This window comes from Myxosarcina sp. GI1(2024) (assembly GCF_053543375.1).
Map to the genome: position 1 here is coordinate 41,561 of NZ_JBKGTY010000015.1, position 20,655 is coordinate 62,215.

A 20,655-nucleotide genomic window follows, 5' to 3' on the forward strand; every position below is an offset into this window, starting at 1 on the left:
GCTCGGATTTTTAGTTAATTATTGCTACTATCGATTATGATAAATCACACTTATATAGGTATTTGTATGACTGTTTCGACTTGGTTTACTGCCAGTCATGGGATTATGTTAGGACTGCTTCTAGGGTTTGCCTTGGTGCATAGTGGTTTGGCAGCCTTAAGACCGTGGGCTGAAGCTCGAATAGGCGCGAGACTCTATCGAGTTATTTTTGCTACTGCAAGCATACCATTTGCCACTGTGTTGATTATTTACTTTTTCAATCATCGCTATGATGGTCTGCAGTTATGGCAAGTTCGGGAAATAACGGGTACGTTCCAGTTGGTTTGGTTGCTGTCGGCGATGTCGTTTATTTTTCTCTATCCTGCTACATTTAATCTACTGGAAATTGCCGCCGTGCAAAAACCAGAAGTTCATCTGTATGAGACGGGAATCATCCGCATCAGTCGCCATCCTCAAATGGTCGGACAAGTTATTTGGTGTATCGCTCATACTCTTTGGCTAGGTACCACATTCACCCTATTGACTTCAGTGGGTTTAATTGCCCATCACTTGTTTGCAGTTTGGCATGGCGATCGCCGTTGGGAACGCAAATACGGCTCGGCTTTTTTAAAAGTAAAGCAACGTACCTCGGTAATTCCTTTTCTGGCAATTATTGATGGTCGTCAACGTTTAAAATGGCAAGAGTTTCTACGTCCTTCTTATTTGGGAGTTTTGGCTTTTGTTTTACTCCTGTGGTGGGCTCATCCCTGGCTGATGCAGGCAACTGCTAGAGTATCTTGGTAGTTTTAGCTGAAGATGCTTTTCACTAGCTCCCGATCGATAGTAGCATAATTCAAATTAAACTTTTTTTATAAGATCGAAAAATTTACTCAATTAATATACTCAATTAATATGTCATCTGTGATCGACGAACATAACTTTGAACGAGAGGTTTTAAAAAAGAATCGACTAGTATTAGTCCACTTTTGGGCACCATGGTGTGGTTTGTGTAAACTGATCGAACCTATGCTGGAAAAATTGCAGGCAGATTTTCAACGCCCGCTCGAGTTAATTTCAATTAACGCTGATGAGAATTTTAAGTTAGCTAATACTTACCGCATTCAAAATTTGCCGACTTTATTGTTGTTTGACAACGGTAATTTGTTACAGAGATTAGACAGTTTTAAAAATCGAGAAAGTTTGTATTTGACTCTCGAAAGCTCGATCTTTAATCAAACGACCGAAACAAGATCGGCATAGCTAGATGCCGAACAACTCAAAAACTTGACGACAAAATAGTTTGAGTTTTTGTTCGACATCTTCAGAGGGTTGGCATTGACCGACAAACTGCCAATTCTCGACTGTAGAAAATCGCCAAACTCGTCCCAGATGGCTAAAACCGGCGGTTTCGATTCCAATCAGCTTTTCTCTTACCTCCAAAGCCTCTCGATGAAAGCGAATTTGAACTAAAATGCTATTGCTTTGAAAACGTCTACTCCAGCCTGGAAAATGAAACCCGATATCGATAGAGTCTGGATCGACTAGTTCTAAAGTTTCGGGATCGTTTTTCCAAGGTTTGAGATCGGCTTTGGCATCGGGAAACTGCAACTTGAATAGATTAACGACAGAAGCAATTTTAGCAGTCATGTCTAAAGTTTTAGCTCTCTCGAATGCATTCACGGTTGTTAAATCTCCTCTAATTAGTTCGATTAATTTAAGTTAAGCATTTATTTGAATAACGATCGCGTTGTGGTAAAAACTATAGATCGAACATCGCTAATCGAGATTGAGAGATTGGGTACACTTTATGGCATCAGCGTCGGCACTGGGGATCCGGAATTAATTACTCTTAAAGGATTGCGTATTCTGCAACAAGCTGACGTGGTAGCTTTTCCTTGTGGTAGAGGCGGTCGTCCTGGGATAGCACGAGAGATTATCTCAGCCTGGCTCAAACCAGAACAACAAACTTTAGAGTTAAACTTTCCTTACGTTAACGACGAGGCTATGTTACAGCAAGCTTGGCAGACTGCGGCTAGGAAAGTTTGGCAATATTTGCAACTGGGAGATGTAGCTTTTGCTTGTTTGGGAGATGTCAGTCTCTATAGTACTTTTACTTATCTATCCCAGACTTTATGCCAACTCTATCCAGAATCACGGGTAGCAACGGTACCGGGAGTTTGTTCGCCTGTGGCGATCGCTTCAGAATTGAACTTACCCCTTACTGTTAACAGCGAACGTCTGGCTATCTTACCAGCTATTTACAGCGTTGCCGAACTCGAAGCCGTACTCGACTGGGCAGATGCGCTGGTGTTGCTCAAAGTTAATTCGGTGTATCGACAAGTATGGCAGGTGTTACGAGCCAGAAACTTACTTCAGTCTAGTTGGATCGTGGAAAAAGCTACTTTTCCCGACCAAAAAATTTACCATCGCCTCAGCGAGCTTCCCCAGTTAAACTTGTCTTATTTTTCCCTACTGTTTACGATCGTCGCTCCAGGCGATCGGCGCAGACATCAAATTTAAACCAATGTATTTCTCGAGTTATGTTGCAAAATATTTAAACTACACTCAATTAGTAGATCGAATTTACAGCTCGTGGTACTTTTTAAAAGTACCGTACTATACAAAATTTGACTGGGACAGAATTAATGAATATTAAGCACGCAGATAAAGAACCAGAATTATTTCGTGAAGATATTAGCGAATATGTCGCTCAATTGCAGTTACACATGGCATTACAGGCTCGCAACTTAGTACCTACTCTTACCAAAGCAACAGATAGCAGGGAACAAATGCTACAAGAATCTCAGGCAATTGTGGAAAAACTAGCATCCCGCCAAAGTTTTTAAATTTTTTATTTAATTATATTTTGAAATCATATCGTTTGAGTTTTCACTTGAAAAACTCAAACTTTTTAATATCTAACTATTCTAGACAATGATAATGAGAAAAAAAGCTATTTATTTCGATTAATGGCTCGATCGTTTGGTTTTATTAATAGCGAGCATTAGATCTGTCTTGAAAATAGATAATCAAACCTATACTGAAAAGAATGGTTGTCTTTACAGAATGCTTTCCAGCCTTGAGGATTTGCTTGAGGTATTCATTAATTAAAATTACTTTCTCAATAAAAATATTTGCTACTAATTTTCTTTTTTTTCTATACGGTATTGATAAATTATTTCTCCGTTTTTATTTATGTAGTAAAAATTCGTATTATCATCATCTTCATCTGTCACCAAAGCTAAACCATTTATAAACCGTGTAGAAAAATCGTATTGTGGATTAATTACAAATTTTCCTTGTCGGTCTATAAATCCCCATTTACCACCAAGACTAGCAGCAGATAAACCTTCATAAAATGGTGATACACGATCGAACTTTGGCTCTATTACCCAATCTCCGTTTTTGTCAATAAAACCCCATTTATCCTCAATTAATACTCCAGCAATTCCTTCTGTAAAAGGTAAATTACTGTCAAATTTATTGCGGATAACCAACTCCCCTTCTTGATTAATATATCCATATTTTTTATTGAGTGAAATAGCAGCTAAACTTTCTGAAAAGCTTGGTATATTGGGTTTAAAAGGTAAAATAGAATAGCTAATAAAACTATTATGTAAATCGTAAATAGGGTTAATTACGTATTCACCTTGTTTATTTATATATCCAATTTTATCATTGATAACAACAGCAGCTAATCCTTCTTTAAAACCAAAGCCATAGTCAAACTGTGGATTAATAACCCAGTCACCTTGTTTATCAATATACCCCCACTTATCATTTATTTTGGCTGCGGATAAACCTTGGGAAAAATTTAAAATATTATCATATCGCAAAGGAATAGACAAATCACCTTTTTTATCTATAAATCCACATTTATTATCACAAACTCCAGCTAAACCTTCTGAAAATGGTAGTGAGCTATAATATTTAGGATTAATAACATACTTACCTTGAGTATTTATATATCCTGAAACACTGCCAATGCTTGCTACAGCGTAACCTTCGCTAAAAAAATTAAACTGGTTTTCTAAACTGTAACCAACTTCAAATTGAGGTTTTATAGCTACGTTTCCTTCTCGATCGATATAGCCGTATTTAGAACAATTATCAATACAAAAAGGATAAAGTTTGCTGGTGTCAATATTATTTTTATGACTGTTATTTTGTGGATCGGAAGTTAGTCCCTCTAGCAAAAAGCCACCTGATAAACTCAAAAAGAAAGCTACTATAATATCCGAACATTTAATCTTTAAAGTTTGAAAAACCATTATTTTAGGCAAATTTAGTCTTTACTAAACTTCTTGCACGAATCATCATTAACTACTCAAGCTAGGGTGAAAAGGGGAAAGGTCATAAGAAAAAAAGCTTTGATTATTTATTCATGCAAGAGATCTACTAGTATCTAATCTTAAAAAGTTAGCCTCGTACGTGATCTGAGTTCATTAGACCACTCTATAATTAAGTTAAGTAATCTAAAAAATTTAGACCTAAGCCATAGACATAACTTTTAGCCAGGATTATAGAAGAGTTTGAGTATTAATTCCTTGAGCTCGGGTCAAGTAGAAATTTCAAACCAATTAGCTCTTGCAGTTCAGAAAAAAGCGAGTACAGGCTTGATTATCTTGTGTTAGAGTTGCCTGTTGCCAGATAAACCCAGTGTTTTTGCCTAATTTTTTCTCAAATATATTCGATCGAATTAACGGTCGATCTAATTTCCTGGTTAGGCTATTTTTTGACAATTTATTTACAGTACTTTTGTGTCTGTGATATAAAGGTCGTATTGTTAATTTAACCTGGTCGAGTTGTAAATAACAGCTGGAGCGGAATAAAGCAACCATGCTAGATCTAGGTGACAAATTGCTATTGTCGCTCGAGTGCTCAGACGAACTGAACATAAAGTTAGTCGAGGTTTTAATTTAAATTTTTTCTTTATTTACATTATTTACGTTTAGATTTATCTATATCTAGTATTTAACTTCAAAATGTTCAAAATGGAAGATGTTTTGGAATAACTAACTTTACTGTAAGTGTAATTAAAATTATTCATTACCAACCATCTGGTAAATGAACCAAAAAGATGAATTCGAATCGCCCAGAAATATCCTAATCGTAGACGATCTTCCAGAAAGCCTACAACTTTTGTCTTGTTTGTTAATCAAACATGGCTATAAAGTTACTTGCGTTACTGATGGACAAGTAGCTCTACATATTATCAAAGCAGAGCTTCCCGACCTAGTTTTGTTAGATATCCTCTTGCCGACTATTGACGGTTATCAAGTTTGCCAGATTCTCAAATCTCAGGAATATACGCGCCACATCCCAGTTATTTTCTTAAGTAATTTAGATTCGGAAATTGATAAAGTTAGAGCCTTCAAAGTAGGAGCAGTAGATTATATTACCAAACCGTTTTTTATCGAAGAAATTATCGCTCGCATCCAAAAACATTTAGAAATACTGAGCAAAAACCAACAACTCCAACGAATTGTCCAACTGCAGCTAGAGGAAAGGCGAGTTGCAGAAAAAGAATTAGAATGTTCTAGAAGCCTTTTATCTGGGGTATTAGATAGTTCTTTAGATGGGGTTGCAGCTTTTGAAGCTATTCGAGATGTTCAGGGAGAAATTGTCGATTTTAAATGGTTACTCGCCAATCCAGTAGCAGTAATGACAGTAGGACAAACTAAAGAAAACCTAATTGGCAAGCACTTGTTCGCTGAAGAATCATCGAGTTTATTCGAAGGATTATTAGATTCGTTCGTTCTAGTGGTAGAAAAGTGCACCGTTTTAAATAAAGAATATTATTATAGTTGCTCTACCTTTGCGGCTTGGTTTCAGATTGTAGCTGTTAAGTTAGGAGATGGATTTGCAATGACTTTTCGAGATATCAGCGATCGCAAGCAAATTGAAATTGCTTTGGAAACAGCTAATATCGAGCTTCGCTCCCAGGCAAATTATGATAGCCTAACTAAAATTTACAATCGTCGTCGTTTTGATAAATATATCTTCAACGAGTGGTCGAGATGCGCTCGTGAAGGAAAATATCTCTCCTTAATTCTCTGCGACATAGATTACTTTAAAGCTTACAATGATACTTTCGGGCATCAGCTTGGCGATCGCTGTCTCTATCAAGTGGCGCAGGCGATCGCTAAGGGGGTTCGACGTCCGGGGGATTTGGCATTTCGCTATGGTGGCGAAGAATTTACCATTGTTTTGCCTTTGACGGATAAAATTGGAGCTTTAAAAGTCGCCGAAAAAATACGTCAAAATGTCGAGCAGTTAAAAATTAGTCACCAATCATCGCCAATTAGTCAGTTCGTCACCTTAAGTTTGGGAGTGTCTAGTATGATTCCCAGCCCCGAAGCCGAATACCAGCTCTTAATTGCTGCCGCCGATCGCGCTCTGTACCGAGCTAAAGCAGGAGGACGCAATCGAGCATTTTTTAACCAGGATATTATCAATTTTAGCTAGAGCGATCCTCAAAAAACCTAGTCTTCATCTCGATTGGCTTCGATCTCAATCTACTTTAAATATAAAATGTGCGTACATTCCGGTCGCTCGTAACTTCGTTGAAAACCCTACGCTAGGTAGAATTTATTCGCTTTGCCATTATTAGTTCTTAAATTTAGTACCTCGAAGTGTGGCTTAGCCTGTCGGATAATTTTCTCGATTAGTTGGCTTCCAATACCCTGTCTTCTTTTCGTCGACAATACGTACAACCGATTTTATCCATACAGATTATCCATATAGAGGTTTAATCCATTCCCATTCTCTGGTCAATCCTTCTTCTAGAGAAACCTGCGGATCGTAGCCTAAAATTGTTTTGGCTTTAGTAACGTCAGCACTAGTATGACGCGCATCACCTCTGGCTTTTTCTACGTATTCTTTACGAAGCGGTTCTCCCATTACCCGTTCCATTTTATCGAGAACATCGGTTAAAACTACCCGACTACCGCCACCAATATTAAATACTTGCCCTACTGCTTCTGGTACTTCTGCTGCCGACAAATTAGCTGCCACTGCATCGCTGACAAAAGTAAAATCTCTAGTTTGTTTGCCGTCACCATAAATAGAAATTGTTTCGTTTTGAATTGCCGCCTTAAAGAATTTGTGAAAAGCCATGTCGGGACGTTGACGGGGACCATAGACGGTAAAATAGCGTAGTGCGGTAATGGGTACGTCAAAGTTTTGCTGATATAACCAACATAGACGTTCTGCTGCTAACTTAGTAATACCGTAGGGAGATACGGGCTGAGGGCAAATAGTTTCGGGAGTGGGCATGGTTTCGGCGTTGCCATACACCGAAGAGCTCGAAGCATAAACAATACGCTTTAAAGACGGAGTTTGTTTTGCCGCTTCTAAAATTACTTGGGTGGCATTAATATTTCTTTCCGTATAATTACGAAAACCCTCACCCCAACTCGCTCTGACTCCAGCTTGAGCTGCCTGATGGTAGACTACCTCGGTTTCTCCCAAAAGTTCCTGCCAATTCAAATCTTGGATATTAGCTTTAATTAACTTAAAAGACGAATGAGATTTTAAATGAGCTACGTTTTGCAGTTTGAGTTGAGGATCGTAGTAATCGTTAAACCGATCGATGCCAATAACGCGATCACCTCGGTTTAAAAGTGTTTCTGCTAAGTGAGAGCCAATAAAACCCGCGACGCCCGTAACTATCTGAGTAGACATAGAGGTCGATAAAATAGAACTTGGTTTTCAAATTTAGAATTATAGGATAACTGGTATTACCCTACAGTCAACAGTAAAGATTTAAAATTCATTTCTCCTCTCTTATCAGTATTCAGTAAGTGGTAATTGTAATGTTTGGCTTTATTAACCTCAACAAACCGGCGGGTTTTACTTCTCATGACTGTGTGGCTAAATTGAGACGGTTGTTAAATACTAAAAAAATTGGACACGGAGGTACGCTCGATCCTGCTGCTACTGGAGTATTACCAATTGCACTAAGTAAAGCAACGCGTTTATTACAGTTTTTACCTGAAAATAAAGCCTATCGCGCTCGTATTCGTTTGGGGATAACTACCACTACTGACGATCTCGAAGGAGAGGTTGTGGCTACGGCTCCTACCATCGAGATAGACAGAGAAACAATTGCTGCTAGTTTACCTAATTTTGTCGGTACCATCGAACAGGTTCCACCGATCTACAGTGCCATTAAGCGAGATGGTCAAAAACTCTACGAACTTGCCAGAAAAGGAGAAAAAGTAGACGTTCCTTCCAGAACCGTAACTATAGAAAATATCCAACTAATCGCTGTTGAGCTAGCGGCGGAGTTTCCCGAAATAGAGGTAGATATTAGCTGTAGTTCTGGAACCTATATTAGAGCGATCGCTCGCGATCTAGGACAGATGTTAGGCACGGGAGGTACTCTAGCCAATTTGATCCGTACTAAAAGCTGTGGCATGAAGCTAGAAAATAGCCTGACTTTTGCCGAGCTAGAAAGCCAGCTACAGGAAAACACTTTTACCGCGATCGCCCCAGAGTCGGCATTAACCCATCTATCATCGGTTATTTTAAAAGATTCTGAAACTAAAAGATGGTGTCAGGGTCAAGCGATCGAGATATCTACAGAAGGAAAACAGTTATTTTTAAACAAAAAGAATCATGTTTTGGTAACCTTCAAACAAGATCGCACTTTTTTAGGTATTAGTAGCTTAATTGGTGATCGCGGTCTTAAAATTAAGCCGAAAATAGTATGTACTAGCCTCCGATCGAGCAACCATGTTTTCGAGCCTCGGAGTAATTCTCATAATATAAATACAAAATAAACCTCATCAACCTTATTAAGATGGCATGATTAAGATGGCATGGTGCGAGCCTAAGTTGTTTAACTATATATATATATCTGCTTTACTCAAAGTAGAAACAATTAAATGGTATGAGTCGGCATCTTCACCGTAACTCGGATAGACAGCGACGCGATCGCGATATTCAAGATGAATTAGAAAATTTAGAATATGAAGTGTTTACTATCCCAGCTAGTAATCTCAGCGATCGCACTAGCACGACAAAGCAATTGTTTCGTATTGGCAGAATTTTACTCGGTAAAAAGTAAACCAAACACTTAAAAGATAATACTAAATGGTTAATGATTGACTAAATTTTCGATCGTAAGTATGATTTAGGCTGTTCCATTTTTTTTATTCAAAAGAAAAGTAGATACGACGAAGATTAGTAATCTAGAGGACTTTTGCCTGGTTGGGAAAGCACAGAAGATTGAGTAAAGATTATAAAAGACTACCCGAAGTCAGGAAATCTATTGTTTATATAGCGATGATTCCACTCATGCTAAATCATTTTACTGCTTAATATTTTATTTATAGTTGCTTTCTAAAGATTAAAAATTTAAAGCTCCTGTTACTTTTGAGAACTGAATATTATTTTATTATCAATGAAGGGTTACTGTTCCCTAAGAGCTTTTTAAATTACCCAAACAGCATAAATTATTCAATAAGCAGATTTTTTAAATTGAGTTATGGCAAAACCTGTAATATTAACCGTCGATGACGATCCAGATGTTTTGCAAACAGTGGCCCGGGATTTGCGGCATCAATACGGCAATCGCTTTCGGATTGTGCGGGCAGATTCGGGGATGAGTGGACTAGGTGCGGTCGAGCAAATCAGATTACGCCATGAATCGGTAGCTTTATTTCTCGTCGATCAGAGAATGCCTCAAATGGGTGGAGTAGAGTTTCTCGAACGAGCCAAAGAAATTTTTCCCGATGCCAAACGAGCCTTACTTACCGCCTATGCCGATACCGATGCTGCCATTCAATCGATCAATAGTGCCAAACTCGATTATTATCTTCTCAAACCCTGGGATCCACCAGAAGAAAAACTTTATCCCATTTTAGACGATCTACTAGATGATTGGTTGGCTGCCTTTTGTCCTCCCTTTCAGGGTATTCGGGTAATTGGCAATCGTTGGTCGCCCCTTTCCCATCAAACTAAAGACTTTTTAGCACGCAACCAAATACCCTATCAATGGCTGGATATCGAACTAGAAGCAGAAGCAACGGAATTATTAACCTACGCCCAAACCAATGGTAAGCAATGTTTGCCTTTAGTTTTATTTCCCGATGGTTCTCACTCGATTCAGCCTTCTAATTTAGAGCTGGCCAGTAAAATCGGTCTGCAAACCCAACCCGAAAGACCTTTCTATGATTTAGCGATCGTCGGAGGTGGACCAGCAGGACTGGCAGCAGCTGTATATGGAGCTTCCGAAGGATTGACTACTATTACCATAGAACGGGAAGCACCAGGGGGACAGGCAGGTTCTAGTTCCCGTATCGAAAATTATTTAGGCTTTCCCGTCGGTTTGAGTGGGGCAGATTTAACTCGTCGCGCCGTTACCCAAGCCAAACGCTTTGGGGTAGAAATGCTCACTCCTCAAGAAGTTACAGGAATTCGCCGGCAAAATTCATATCGCATACTACAGTTGGCAGACGGTAGTGAAATTGCCTGTCATGCCTTGTTAATTGCTACAGGGGTATCCTATCGCAAACTCGATGTTCCTGGAATTGAGCGATTATCCGGTGCAGGAGTCTACTACGGTGCAGCCATGACTGAAGCGATCGCCTGTAAGGGAGAAACAGTCTATATAGTTGGTGGAGCAAACTCCGCAGGACAGGCAGCAATGCACTTTTCTAAATATGCTAGGAAAGTAATCATGTTAGTGCGCTCGCCCTTGAATAAGAGTATGTCGCAATATTTAATTGACCAGATCGATGAAACTTCTAACATCACTGTTCGTTTAGGTTGTGTAGTAGAAGAAGTTAAAGGAGAGAAAAATTTAGAGGTAATTGTCGTTAAGAATAACAACACGGCAAAAGTAGAAACCATCGAGGCAAGCTCCTTATTTATTTTTATCGGTGCAATGCCCAAAACCGACTGGCTTGATGGCATCGTCGAACGGGATGAAAAAGGGTTTATCTTGACTGGCTCGGATTTAATGCGTGACGGCAAACCACCCAAAGGCTGGAATTTAGACCGCGAACCTTTCTTACTAGAAGCCAGCGTCCCTGGTATCTTCGCTGCAGGAGATGTTCGTCATGGCTCGGTCAAACGAGTAGCATCGGGAGTCGGGGAAGGAGCGATCTCCGTTCAATTCATTCACCGTTATTTAAGTAAGTTTTAATAGTTATTTTTCATCACTCATTTTTTATCCTTCATTTTTTACCACCATGCTCTGTATTGAAGAAATAATTGCCCTCGAACCATTCCAACACCTTCCCAGAGAACGATTAGAATGGGTGTGCGCTTGCGCCAGAGTAGTCGAATTAACTACTGGAGAGATTTTAGTTAAAGAAGGAGAACCCCATTGCGGTTTTTTTGTCCTGATTAAAGGCGAAATGGCAATTACCCGTCGTAGCGAAGGGGCGGAAATTCCCATCGGACGGCACGATGCGCCAGCTTTTTTTGGGGAAGTACAAGTGTTGACCGATAACCTCGTACCTGTTACTCTCAGAGCTTTGAGCGATTGTTATCTATATGAAATAGACGGTGATAATTTTCGCAAATTACTTCACGAATGTCGTGACTTCGAGCGCATTATTTTCCGGGTTTTCGAGCGGAGGATGCGAGGTTTGGAATCTTTTATTCGCGGACGAGAAAAAATGGCTGCTTTGGGGACTTTGACAGCAGGTTTGGCTCACGAACTAAATAACCCTACTGCTGCTTTGGTACGTTCCTTAAAAGAAATGCCTGCTGCAATTTTGGAACTACAAAGAATGAATTTGGTCTACGGACAGCGTAATGTGGAAGAGGCACACACTCAGGAATGGCTCAAAGTTAGAGATGCGGGATACGAGGCAATTCTTAACGATCGCATCGACCCAGTTACCTTGAGCGATCGCGAATATATGTTGGAGGAATGGTTAGAAAATTACGGTGTAGCAGATGCTTGGAAACTCACCGAACCTCTAGCAGCAGCAGGAATGGAAACAGAAACTTTAGCTCGTCTGACCCAACGTTGGCGAGACGATCCTACGGAATTAAGAGAAATGGGGCTACGCTGGTTGGCTCTTTCTTTTGAAGTGATGTCGGCAATCAAACATGGTTTGCGGGGTGCAGAAAGAATATCCGAACTAGTCTGTTCGATGAAATCTTATTCCTATTTAGATCGAGGAGTGCGCCAAAAAGTAGACGTGCATCAGGGAATCGAAGACACCCTCAAACTATTTATCCATCAACTCAAACAGGGAATTGAAGTCAAGCGCAACTATGACAAGCAACTACCCCAAATTATGGCTTACGGTAGCGAATTAAATCAAGTGTGGACGAATCTCATCGATAATGCGATCTCGGCCATGAAGGGTCGGGGAAAACTAGAAATCATTACCCGACAGCAAAATAACTTGATTCGTGTCGAGCTTATCGATTCGGGTAGCGGTATTGACCCAGAAGTGCGATCGCGGATTTTTGAGCCATTTTTTACCACTAAGTCCGTTGGAGAGGGGTCGGGATTGGGACTAGAAACGGTACGGCGTATTGTCGAAAATCGCCATCAGGGTTCTATTTTTGTGGAATCTAATCCTGGCAGAACTTGTTTTAGCGTCTGTTTACCAATTTCTGAATAAGTAACGAGCGAGCGAGTCCACGCCCCTTAATAAGCAATAACGGTTGTCATTAGTAATCAGATGCAATTTAAAGCCGTAGTACCAGCCCACCGAATTTTTACCCCATTGTGGTAAGTTGCCAAAGACTTTATGGCTTCTAGCACGACAAGGATGACAGACTTCAATTGGCGTAGAGTCAACAAAGGCGATTCCTGTCATCTGCCCTTTACGGGTATCGAGAAAACAAGATAACAACAATTAACTCGACAAAACGGTTGTAGCTGACTAAATTGGGAAAATCGGACTGCCAGTGTTTCCAGACTTCGTTGGTATAGAATTCTTTGAAAGTTTTGTCTCCTGAGCCATGAAAAGCGATCGCGATTATCATCACTTCGCTCACACATAAGCGAGAGCGACAGGGTTTGTGTTGCTCTTGTGTAGATAATTTGAGCAACGCTCAACAGAAGCGCGGCTTTCCACAAAGCCGCGACCCGTTGAGTAGATAGCGATACTTCCGTTCCAAATCTTGGTAGAAATCATCTACATCACAGAAAACTTGCGTGAGCTCGAGGCGAGATACAATAGTTGTCATAGCTGAGATGGTCTTTTGAATAGGCATTCTGAAGTTTACCTCTCAGCTTTTCTTTTAGCCAAATTTTTTCATCGAACTCACGTTGTCTAGGCTTTTTAGCAATATTTTTGGCAGTAGAGTTGGTGCTGGTATGGCTTTGACCATCGCTCTAGGAGGCTATGCTTTTCCTGTATTGCGTGAGATAGAAAAGTAGCCAGACGCAGGTGCTTGGGAACAAGTAATGAGTATCGACAACTAACCACTAACAATTAATAACTAACAATTAATAAATACTTTGCCAGGCTTTGACTGTTTCTTTACCTATCAAACTATCCACCGTTTCGCCATTTTCTACTATCAATCGAATATCCACATTTTCTGTCGGCGAGTTTTTGAGTGCTGTTGCTAATTTCTCGTCAACTTCAAATCTATTATTGTCACTTTCGAGACGAAAGACTTCTTCGCCGAGTTTGAGATAAACATCGGTAATTTTAAGTGCGGCATTAGATGCCAAACAATCTCTGCTTAATGTCGGGTGGTAAAAACTAGAGCTGTAATAACAGTCGCGATCGCTGTAGGCTAATAGAAAACGAATTTTATCTGGACTCCACAAACTAACTACTTCTAGTCTAGCGCTAGTATCGAGCACTCGACTATAGAAAAAGTGGCGGTCGAAAATGCCGACAAACTCACCTTCAAATGGGTCTTGAATTCTGACTGGCTCTGACCAAGGAACATCTAAATTGGTATCTAAACTCGCTGATTCTACTATGGGGTAACTAGTTGTCGATACGGCTAGCTTACTGTTTTTTTCACTAGTTAAACCAGATTCAGCCGATAAAACAATCGCTATTGCGGCACTAAAAAATATAAATCCCCGTTGAAGTTGGCGGTAAATAGAGAGATTTTTTTCAGATTCGCGATCGTCTATACTCATTGCTGCAATCGGTAGAGTATGGGTAGTAAATAACTCAAAGACTATATTTCAAGCTATCCTATAGTTTTATTATAGCTAGGGAACTGAAGCGAAAAGCAATATCTTGTATTTAAATATCTCGTTGAGTTTCATCCTTCAATTACGGTTCTCATTTTTTCAGATTGACATAAAGGCAGCCGTTGTTTGCGATTTTTGCTAGATAAGTTTTTCATCAATTTTCTCGGCATGGTTTAATGATATTAATTTTCATTAATTGAGAAACAAAGAAACTGGTGTTCACCCGCAAGACGCGCTATTCGTTGACAAAGAACAAAGTTATGGAGCAGAGGCAAAATTAAGATTATAAATTTAATCGATCGCAATGAAGAATTCAAATTTTGATAGTAAATTAATTCAAATTATAAAATTTAGTGCGACTGCCCTAGCAGTTATTCTGGGAATTTGGTTTATCAATCGCTTCGGGGTTGCTAAAATTCGGGCTAACGTAGAACAGTTGGGTATTTGGGGTTTTCTAGCTGTTGGAGGATTGCGTTTAACCAGCGTTATTATACCTGCCCTTCCTGGTACGGCTTACTCGGTTTTAGCAGGGGGATTATTTGGGTTTATGCCTGGATTAATTACAATTTGTTTGGCAGATATAATTTCTTGTAGTTTGAGTTTTTATCTATCTCGGCGATATGGTCGGAGTTTGATTATTAAGCTAGTAGGCGATCGTGCTCTCAGTCGCCTCGATCGCCTGAGTCAAAGAAATTTAGAGAATAATTTTTTTCTAATGACTGCTTTTTTAATGACAGGCTTGTTTGATTTTGTCAGCTATGGAGTAGGATTGACAAGAACGCCCTGGCAAAATTTTATTCCTGCATTGCTGATTAGTGTTGCTATTTCCAATCCGCCGATAGTTGCGTTAGGGGCGGGCTTATTGGAATCGGGCAAGCTAATGCTAGGGTTCGCTATTCTAGGTATCTTTGTTCTGGGAATAATTACAGGTATTTTGCAGCGCAGACACAAAATTTGAAAAGGTAAGAAGCAGATTGTATAGTTATTAAAAATATATTGCATTAAGTAAAAACTTAATTTACTCAGTTGCCAGTGGGTTTTTCTGCTGCCGAATACGATCTTTTATCTAAACTTCGGAGTTGCCTGTGCATCGCCTGCTCGAACCTTCTAACGATGCTTAAAAGTATGGCGATCGGGTAAAATAGCAGCTTAGAGCGATAAACTATTCAACACAAGGAGCTCCAAGCAAATGACTGGTGTAATTTATTTCACGGCAATTATGATTTTATATACGGGTATTGCTCTCGGACTATATTTTGGTTTACGTACCTTTAACATTATTTAATTACCGAGCTTATTCAATACGAAGCTGGGTTGAATCAGTTTTTTAACCCAGCTTTTAAGTAACTTATTCGCCCAAATACTGTCTTTGAAGGCACAATAGTATCAGTGTATAAAAAGCATAATTGACCACAGAGCCAGTGGTTCAAACCATATAAAGTTGTTATTAATATTAGTTAAGTTAACTAAAGAGAGGCAAGATTGGACGAGTCATACCAAGATTACATCAATCGAGTAGCTAGGCTAACGCTACCCGCTACTTGTTCGTTACAGCTAGATACCATTCAACAGTCGCCGAAATTTGTCGAAGGAAAAGCTACCTCTTTTCCAGGCTACAGCGTCATTACTCCTCCCGGAAAAGAAGATACTGTCAACCAAAGCTTTTACCGCCAAATAGCAACCATTCAGCGACAATTATCGTTATCTTTAGAATCAAAGTTCTTCGTTCCCTTACCGCCAGGTAGCTTTCACCTGACTCTAGCAGACTTAATCTGGGAAAATAATTACCTCCAAGTTATCGTAGAAAATCCCAACTTTGAATCGCAGTTAAGGAAACAAGTCGAATTAAGTTTTCAACAATACCAACATTCGAATTCCGAGTTAACCTCTTCTCAGTGGCAGCTATGGGGAGTTGCCATTCGTCCTCGCGCTATTATGGCTTGTCTGGTGCCTAAAGACCGCGAGAGCTATCAGCAAGTTATCGACCTACGTAGTGCTTTGTATCAAAATCCCGGTCTGATTGGTTTGGGTATCGAACAACAATATGATTTTACCGCTCACGTTACCTTGGGCTATTTTGACGAAATTCCCCCAAATTTAAATCGCAGTCAACTGTGTGTAATTCTCTCTCAGATAAACGATCGCCTTTTAGAAACCGAGCCTTCAATTTTTAACATCGAGCGGATCGAACTGCGTAAATTCGATACTATGATCGATTACTATCGCGAGTCTGATTGGGCGATTTTGACGATGAAGGTCGAACGATAAACCATTGACAGTGAATCAGCAACAAAGGTGGAAATTAGCGAGTAATTCCTTAAATCATCCTATTCTAGAACAGAGTTTTGCCATTATCGATCGCGAAATTGGTCAACACAGCTTTAATGACCGAGAATATGCGATCGCACGTCGGGTAATTCATGCTACGGCAGATTTTGAATATCTTCAGTTACTCAAGTTTAGTTCCGGGGCGATTGTTTCGGGGCTTACTGCCATTAAGCAAAAAGTGCCAATCGTTACCGATGTCACCATGGTAAAACAAGGAATTATTTCTCTGGTGAGTAAAACTTTTAATAATCCCATTATCACGGCGATCGAGCGCTCGTCAACTGCCATTCCAGGAAAAACCAGAACCGAAACTGGTTTGCTTGAATGTTGGCAAGAATATCCCCAGGCTATTTATCTGATTGGGAATGCGCCTACGGCTCTACTGGCACTGTGTCAGCAAGTATCTCACTCCCAAACCATACCTCCATTAATTATTGGCGTACCCGTAGGCTTTGTCGCTGTTGAAGAATCCAAACGAGCTTTAGCCGCACTCAAAGTTCCTTATATTCTTACTATGGGCAGAAAAGGTGGTTCTCCTGTAGCAGCCGCTATTCTCAATGCTTTAGTAGTTTTAGCCAGTGAATCCGGTCAGCATTAAACCAGCGATCGCCGTGCGCTTTACTCTTTGCCATCCGTTCGAGGTTTTGGGGCAAAAAAAATAGCAATAGGTGATTGCAGCAGAACTCCATCTCACAGCAACGACGGTTAAAAATTATCTAACTAGTAGTGAACCAAAAAAGTTCTGATAGGTTGGACAAGGTATGGGGAATTAGGGAAATAGGGAGTTAGGGATAATGTTTACCGTCAAAATTAATTTGGTTTAGTACTGATATTATCTAGCGAGCAACTCTCTAAGCACATCAAAATCTACTGAGATAGCAAAGTTTTTCTATGCAATTTACTATTACTCGCCTTTGGTCTACCTGTAGCTTAGCTATAGTGTTAGGTTGGCACTCAGCTACTAGCGATCGCTTCGAGCTAAATCTACTTATTTCTCAAACTGCTAAAAATTTCCAGCAAATCGAGCGAGAAAATACTTCATTATTCAAGTGGAAAAATGCCGAGCTAGTTAACATTTTAGAAGCCCATAAACGACCAATTACCTTACTGCGTTTTAGTTCGGACGGACGTTTGCTGGCTAGTGTCGAACCAGGAGCGATCGCCATTTGGGAAGTAAAAACCGGAAAATTACAGCGGCTCTTACCAGGACATCAGGCTGAAGCTAGATCGATGAGACTTGCTGCTACCGATATTGCTTTTAGCCCAGACGGAAAGTTTTTGGCTACTGCTACCTGGACACAGGGAGATTTGACTCCACAAAAAACAATTGTAGTTTGGGAAGTGGAGACAGGAAAAGAAGTTAGCAGTTTCCAAGCAGTCCAGGGTTGCCGACAAATTTTGTTCGCTCCTAGAGGCGATTTAGTTTATGGAGCTTGCGGTTTGGGAGTGCAGATTTGGCAATTAGGTACGGGAAAAAAAATATTTAGTTTTGCTACCCACGAGCCGATTGAAGCGATCGCTTTAACTCCGGATGGTCGAATCATGGCTGCCGCCAGTACTAAACCAGACGAGAGTTATCAAATCCGGCTATGGCAATTAGATAAAGCTCAGGCTACACCATTAGATAAAGTTTTCGAGCATGAGAATCATATTGCCCAACTAGCTTTCACGGCTGACAATCGCAGGTTAGTCAGCAGTAGTTATGACGGCAAAATTAAAGTTTGGAATTGGCAAACTGAATTGAACTCAGTCCCCATATCTCTCAATAGCCAGAGTAGCGAGTTTAGTCTCAACTTTAAGAGTAATTTAATTGCCAGCAATTTTCCTGCTGGCGCGATCGCCAGTGTGATTACCGGACTGCCTTTAGAAACTAATATTAATCTACCAGCAAAAAGCAGCTCGAGGGCGATCGCTTTTAGTCCTCAAGAACCAGTTCTAGCCTGGGCGGGAAAATCTCTGACAAATCCCAATCCCGTTATCTTTTTATGGCAGGCTGAGGGAATAAATAGCTTGTCGCGATCGCCATTAACATTGGTTAGAGATGATTATGTGGCTTTAGATTTAAAAAGATTTCGAGGTGAGAAAGTTGAGACTGGAGTAAAGGGAAAAAATCTGGCAACTGCAGTCTTAGCAGTGTTGGGTATGAGCGAACCTACGGATTCAGCTTCAGAAACCGTGACGATAAATTATCCTGAAGCTAATTTAGCCGTGGTGACTATTACTCAAACTAATTTAGCTGATGATTCGGTGTATGGGATTCGCTATCGAATTGAATTTGCTCCCTATGGTAGAGTAGAAGACGACCGCTGGCGAGTAATTTGGGCGGGAGAACAGTATCGATGTCAGGCTAATCGCGGTCATACAAATTGGTCTAAAGATTTATGTCAATAGTGTTAATTACTCAAAACCGAGAATGGTTTTAGCTATAAATTCTCGATAATACGATAAGCTTGAGTAACTTTGAAGTTTTGAAGTGAGGAGCTATTTGGTCTGATGCGGGTTTTATTACTCTATCCCCAGTTTCCCCAAAGCTTTTGGTCTTTCGAGAAAACCATTGCTTTAGTAAATCGCAAGTCGCTATTGCCTCCTTTAGGCTTAATTACCGTAGCGGCAATTTTGCCCCAAGAATGGGAATTTAAGCTATTCGATCGCAGTGTTTCAGGGCAGGTTACAGAGGCAGAATGGGAGTGGGCAGATTTAGTGTTACTCTCAGGGATGATCGTCCAGCGAGAAGATTTTTTAGCTCTAATTAGGGAAGCCAAAAGCAGAGATAAGCTAGTAGCTGCGGGCGGTCCCTATCCGACTACTTCTCCTGACGAACCACTAGCAGCAGGGGCAGATTTTTTGATTCTCGATGAAGGCGAAATTACCCTACCTCAATTCGTCGCCGCTCTAGAACAGGGTAGCACCAGTGGTGTTTTTAGAGCCACAGAAAAACCAGCCGTTACCGAAACTCCAATTCCGCGTTACGATCTGCTGGATTTTAACGCTTATGACAATATGGCGGTTCAGTTTTCTCGCGGTTGCCCCTTTCAGTGCGAATTTTGTGACATCATCGTCCTTTATGGGCGCAAACCTCGAACCAAAACGCCACAGCAATTAATTACAGAATTAGAATACCTTTACGATTTGGGGTGGCGCGGTCCCATCTTTATGGTTGATGATAACTTCATCGGCAACAAACGTAACGTTAAACTGCTGTTAAGAGAGTTAAAAGGTTGGATGGCAGAAAGAAACTATCCTTTTGCCTTTACTACTGAAGCTTCTGTAGATTTAGCTCAGGATAATGAACTGATGCAGTTGATGATCGATTGCGGTTTTAATAAAGTTTTCTTGGGTATAGAAACTCCCGATGAAGCTAGCTTGACTCTAACCCAAAAATATCAAAATACTCGCGATCCTCTCAGTGAATCCATCGATAAAATCACCAAAACTGGATTAATGGTGATGGCAGGTTTTATCATCGGTTTTGATGGGGAAAAAACGGGGGCTGGCGATCACATCGTGCGGTTTGTGGAACAGACAGGAATTCCCCTGGCTATGTTTAGTATGCTGCAAGCATTACCCCAAACTGCCCTGTGGGATAGATTACAGCGAGAAGGACGGTTGCTCGATGGCGATAAAAGTGCCAATATCAATCAGACTACCTTGATGAATTTCGTTCCTACTAGGGCGATCGAAGAAATCGCACGTGAATATGTCGATGCTTTTTGGCAACTCTACGATCCTGACGTATATCTAGATCGCATTTATCGCTATTTTATGAAGCTGGGTAAAGCCAAAAAAGCTCAATCATCTCGCAGTTGGTGGATCGATATTCGTGCTCTATCAATTATTCTCTGGCGACAGGGTGTATTGCCTCAAACTCGTTGGCAGTTTTGGCGCAATTTGGTACGCGTCATCAAACACAAACCAGACCAAGTCAAGTACTACATAACTCTCTGTGCCTATCTCGAGCATTTTACCGAATATCGTTCGATTGTCCGCCACCAAATTGAAGCGCAATTAGACGAATATTTGGCTAACCAACCAGTTAAACCTCCAGTTTCTCAAGTTATGTGAGTAGATCGTTTGAGAGTAATTCATCGGTCACACGAGATCGACTCGACTTCGAGCGGCGGTGTTATAGCGCTACGCGTAGGTAATAGGCAATGGTTGACTAGAACGAACGTCAGTTCGACGAAAAATATTTTTGAGATTGTTCTAGA

General features: G+C 40.4%; 20 protein-coding genes and 1 pseudogene. 15 read left to right on the forward strand and 6 right to left on the reverse strand.

What is annotated here, in order from left to right; all coding sequences use genetic code 11:
* Positions 1-66 precede the first annotated feature (66 nt).
* Together ACLFKQ_RS28645 and ACLFKQ_RS28650 are read left to right on the forward strand one after the other, a co-directional pair.
* A complete protein-coding gene (locus ACLFKQ_RS28645) occupies positions 67-783 on the forward strand; it encodes an NnrU family protein (RefSeq protein WP_449003033.1) in 717 nt (238 codons plus the stop codon).
* 108 nt (positions 784-891) lie between these two features.
* A complete protein-coding gene (locus ACLFKQ_RS28650; protein WP_449003034.1) occupies positions 892-1,239 on the forward strand; it encodes a thioredoxin family protein in 348 nt (115 codons plus the stop codon).
* Here the strand turns inward: ACLFKQ_RS28650 and ACLFKQ_RS28655 are convergent, their stop codons facing one another.
* Positions 1,240-1,659, reverse strand: coding sequence for a hypothetical protein (locus ACLFKQ_RS28655; protein ID WP_449003035.1), 420 nt, complete (start codon positions 1,657-1,659; stop codon positions 1,240-1,242).
* A gap of 105 nt (positions 1,660-1,764) precedes the next feature.
* On the opposite strand from ACLFKQ_RS28655, the gene ACLFKQ_RS28660 reads away from it, so the two are divergent.
* Both ACLFKQ_RS28660 and ACLFKQ_RS28665 read left to right on the forward strand, forming a co-directional pair.
* The gene (locus tag ACLFKQ_RS28660; RefSeq protein ID WP_449003080.1) at positions 1,765-2,499 is read left to right on the forward strand and encodes a precorrin-2 C(20)-methyltransferase; all 735 of its coding nucleotides are present in this window, start codon (positions 1,765-1,767) and stop codon (positions 2,497-2,499) included.
* 125 nt (positions 2,500-2,624) lie between these two features.
* Positions 2,625-2,825, forward strand: a complete 201-nt coding sequence (locus ACLFKQ_RS28665) for a hypothetical protein (protein WP_449003036.1) — start codon at positions 2,625-2,627, stop codon at positions 2,823-2,825.
* A 294-nt stretch (positions 2,826-3,119) separates the two neighbouring features.
* Here ACLFKQ_RS28665 and ACLFKQ_RS28670 read toward each other — a convergent pair whose 3' ends face one another.
* Positions 3,120-4,250 carry a WG repeat-containing protein gene (locus tag ACLFKQ_RS28670; protein ID WP_449003037.1) on the reverse strand — a complete coding sequence of 377 codons (1,131 nt, stop codon included), beginning with the start codon at positions 4,248-4,250 and terminating at the stop codon, positions 3,120-3,122.
* 796 nt (positions 4,251-5,046) lie between these two features.
* Between ACLFKQ_RS28670 and ACLFKQ_RS28675 the strand changes: the two genes are divergently transcribed.
* A complete protein-coding gene (locus ACLFKQ_RS28675) occupies positions 5,047-6,447 on the forward strand; it encodes a diguanylate cyclase domain-containing protein (protein WP_449003038.1) in 1,401 nt (466 codons plus the stop codon).
* Between the two features lie 107 nt (positions 6,448-6,554).
* Here the strand turns inward: ACLFKQ_RS28675 and ACLFKQ_RS28680 are convergent, their stop codons facing one another.
* Both ACLFKQ_RS28680 and ACLFKQ_RS28685 read right to left on the reverse strand, forming a co-directional pair.
* Positions 6,555-6,695: a GNAT family N-acetyltransferase gene (locus ACLFKQ_RS28680; protein ID WP_449003039.1), complete on the reverse strand. Its 141-nt coding sequence runs from the start codon at positions 6,693-6,695 to the stop codon at positions 6,555-6,557.
* Positions 6,696-6,714: 19 nt separating this feature from the next.
* Positions 6,715-7,665 (reverse strand): GDP-mannose 4,6-dehydratase, encoded by a 951-nt coding sequence (locus ACLFKQ_RS28685; protein WP_449003040.1) that lies wholly within the window; start codon positions 7,663-7,665, stop codon positions 6,715-6,717.
* A 131-nt stretch (positions 7,666-7,796) separates the two neighbouring features.
* Here ACLFKQ_RS28685 and truB point away from each other — a divergent pair, with 131 nt between their 5' ends.
* The 4 genes from truB to ACLFKQ_RS28705 all read left to right on the forward strand — a co-directional run bounded on the left by truB (position 7,797) and on the right by ACLFKQ_RS28705 (position 12,575).
* Positions 7,797-8,765: a tRNA pseudouridine(55) synthase TruB gene (gene truB / locus ACLFKQ_RS28690; protein ID WP_449003041.1), complete on the forward strand. Its 969-nt coding sequence runs from the start codon at positions 7,797-7,799 to the stop codon at positions 8,763-8,765.
* Positions 8,766-8,875: 110 nt separating this feature from the next.
* Complete coding sequence (locus ACLFKQ_RS28695) at positions 8,876-9,052, forward strand: hypothetical protein (RefSeq protein WP_449003042.1); 177 nt, start codon at positions 8,876-8,878, stop codon at positions 9,050-9,052.
* 420 nt (positions 9,053-9,472) lie between these two features.
* Complete coding sequence (locus tag ACLFKQ_RS28700) at positions 9,473-11,134, forward strand: FAD-dependent oxidoreductase (RefSeq protein ID WP_449003043.1); 1,662 nt, start codon at positions 9,473-9,475, stop codon at positions 11,132-11,134.
* A gap of 46 nt (positions 11,135-11,180) precedes the next feature.
* A complete protein-coding gene (locus tag ACLFKQ_RS28705; RefSeq protein ID WP_449003044.1) occupies positions 11,181-12,575 on the forward strand; it encodes a sensor histidine kinase in 1,395 nt (464 codons plus the stop codon).
* Positions 12,576-12,620: 45 nt separating this feature from the next.
* On the opposite strand, the pseudogene ACLFKQ_RS28710 reads toward ACLFKQ_RS28705, so the two are convergent.
* Positions 12,621-12,972: pseudogene (locus tag ACLFKQ_RS28710) on the reverse strand (transposase); the annotation flags it as partial.
* Between the two features lie 436 nt (positions 12,973-13,408).
* Positions 13,409-14,062 (reverse strand): hypothetical protein, encoded by a 654-nt coding sequence (locus ACLFKQ_RS28715; protein WP_449003045.1) that lies wholly within the window; start codon positions 14,060-14,062, stop codon positions 13,409-13,411.
* Positions 14,063-14,423: 361 nt separating this feature from the next.
* Here ACLFKQ_RS28715 and ACLFKQ_RS28720 point away from each other — a divergent pair, with 361 nt between their 5' ends.
* The 6 genes from ACLFKQ_RS28720 to ACLFKQ_RS28745 all read left to right on the forward strand — a co-directional run bounded on the left by ACLFKQ_RS28720 (position 14,424) and on the right by ACLFKQ_RS28745 (position 20,509).
* On the forward strand, positions 14,424-15,077 hold the full coding sequence (locus ACLFKQ_RS28720) for a TVP38/TMEM64 family protein (protein ID WP_449003046.1): 654 nt from the start codon (positions 14,424-14,426) through the stop codon (positions 15,075-15,077).
* 231 nt (positions 15,078-15,308) lie between these two features.
* Positions 15,309-15,404, forward strand: coding sequence for a cytochrome b6-f complex subunit PetL (gene petL / locus ACLFKQ_RS28725; protein WP_449003047.1), 96 nt, complete (start codon positions 15,309-15,311; stop codon positions 15,402-15,404).
* Positions 15,405-15,601: 197 nt separating this feature from the next.
* On the forward strand, positions 15,602-16,387 hold the full coding sequence (locus ACLFKQ_RS28730) for a DUF1868 domain-containing protein (RefSeq protein WP_449003048.1): 786 nt from the start codon (positions 15,602-15,604) through the stop codon (positions 16,385-16,387).
* Positions 16,388-16,397: 10 nt separating this feature from the next.
* Positions 16,398-17,045 (forward strand): cobalt-precorrin-8X methylmutase, encoded by a 648-nt coding sequence (locus ACLFKQ_RS28735; RefSeq protein WP_449003049.1) that lies wholly within the window; start codon positions 16,398-16,400, stop codon positions 17,043-17,045.
* Between the two features lie 293 nt (positions 17,046-17,338).
* Entirely contained in the window at positions 17,339-18,838 is a 1,500-nt protein-coding gene (locus tag ACLFKQ_RS28740) for a WD40 repeat domain-containing protein (protein WP_449003050.1), read from the forward strand.
* Between the two features lie 102 nt (positions 18,839-18,940).
* Positions 18,941-20,509, forward strand: a complete 1,569-nt coding sequence (locus ACLFKQ_RS28745) for a B12-binding domain-containing radical SAM protein (RefSeq protein WP_449003051.1) — start codon at positions 18,941-18,943, stop codon at positions 20,507-20,509.
* Positions 20,510-20,655: the final 146 nt, after the last annotated feature.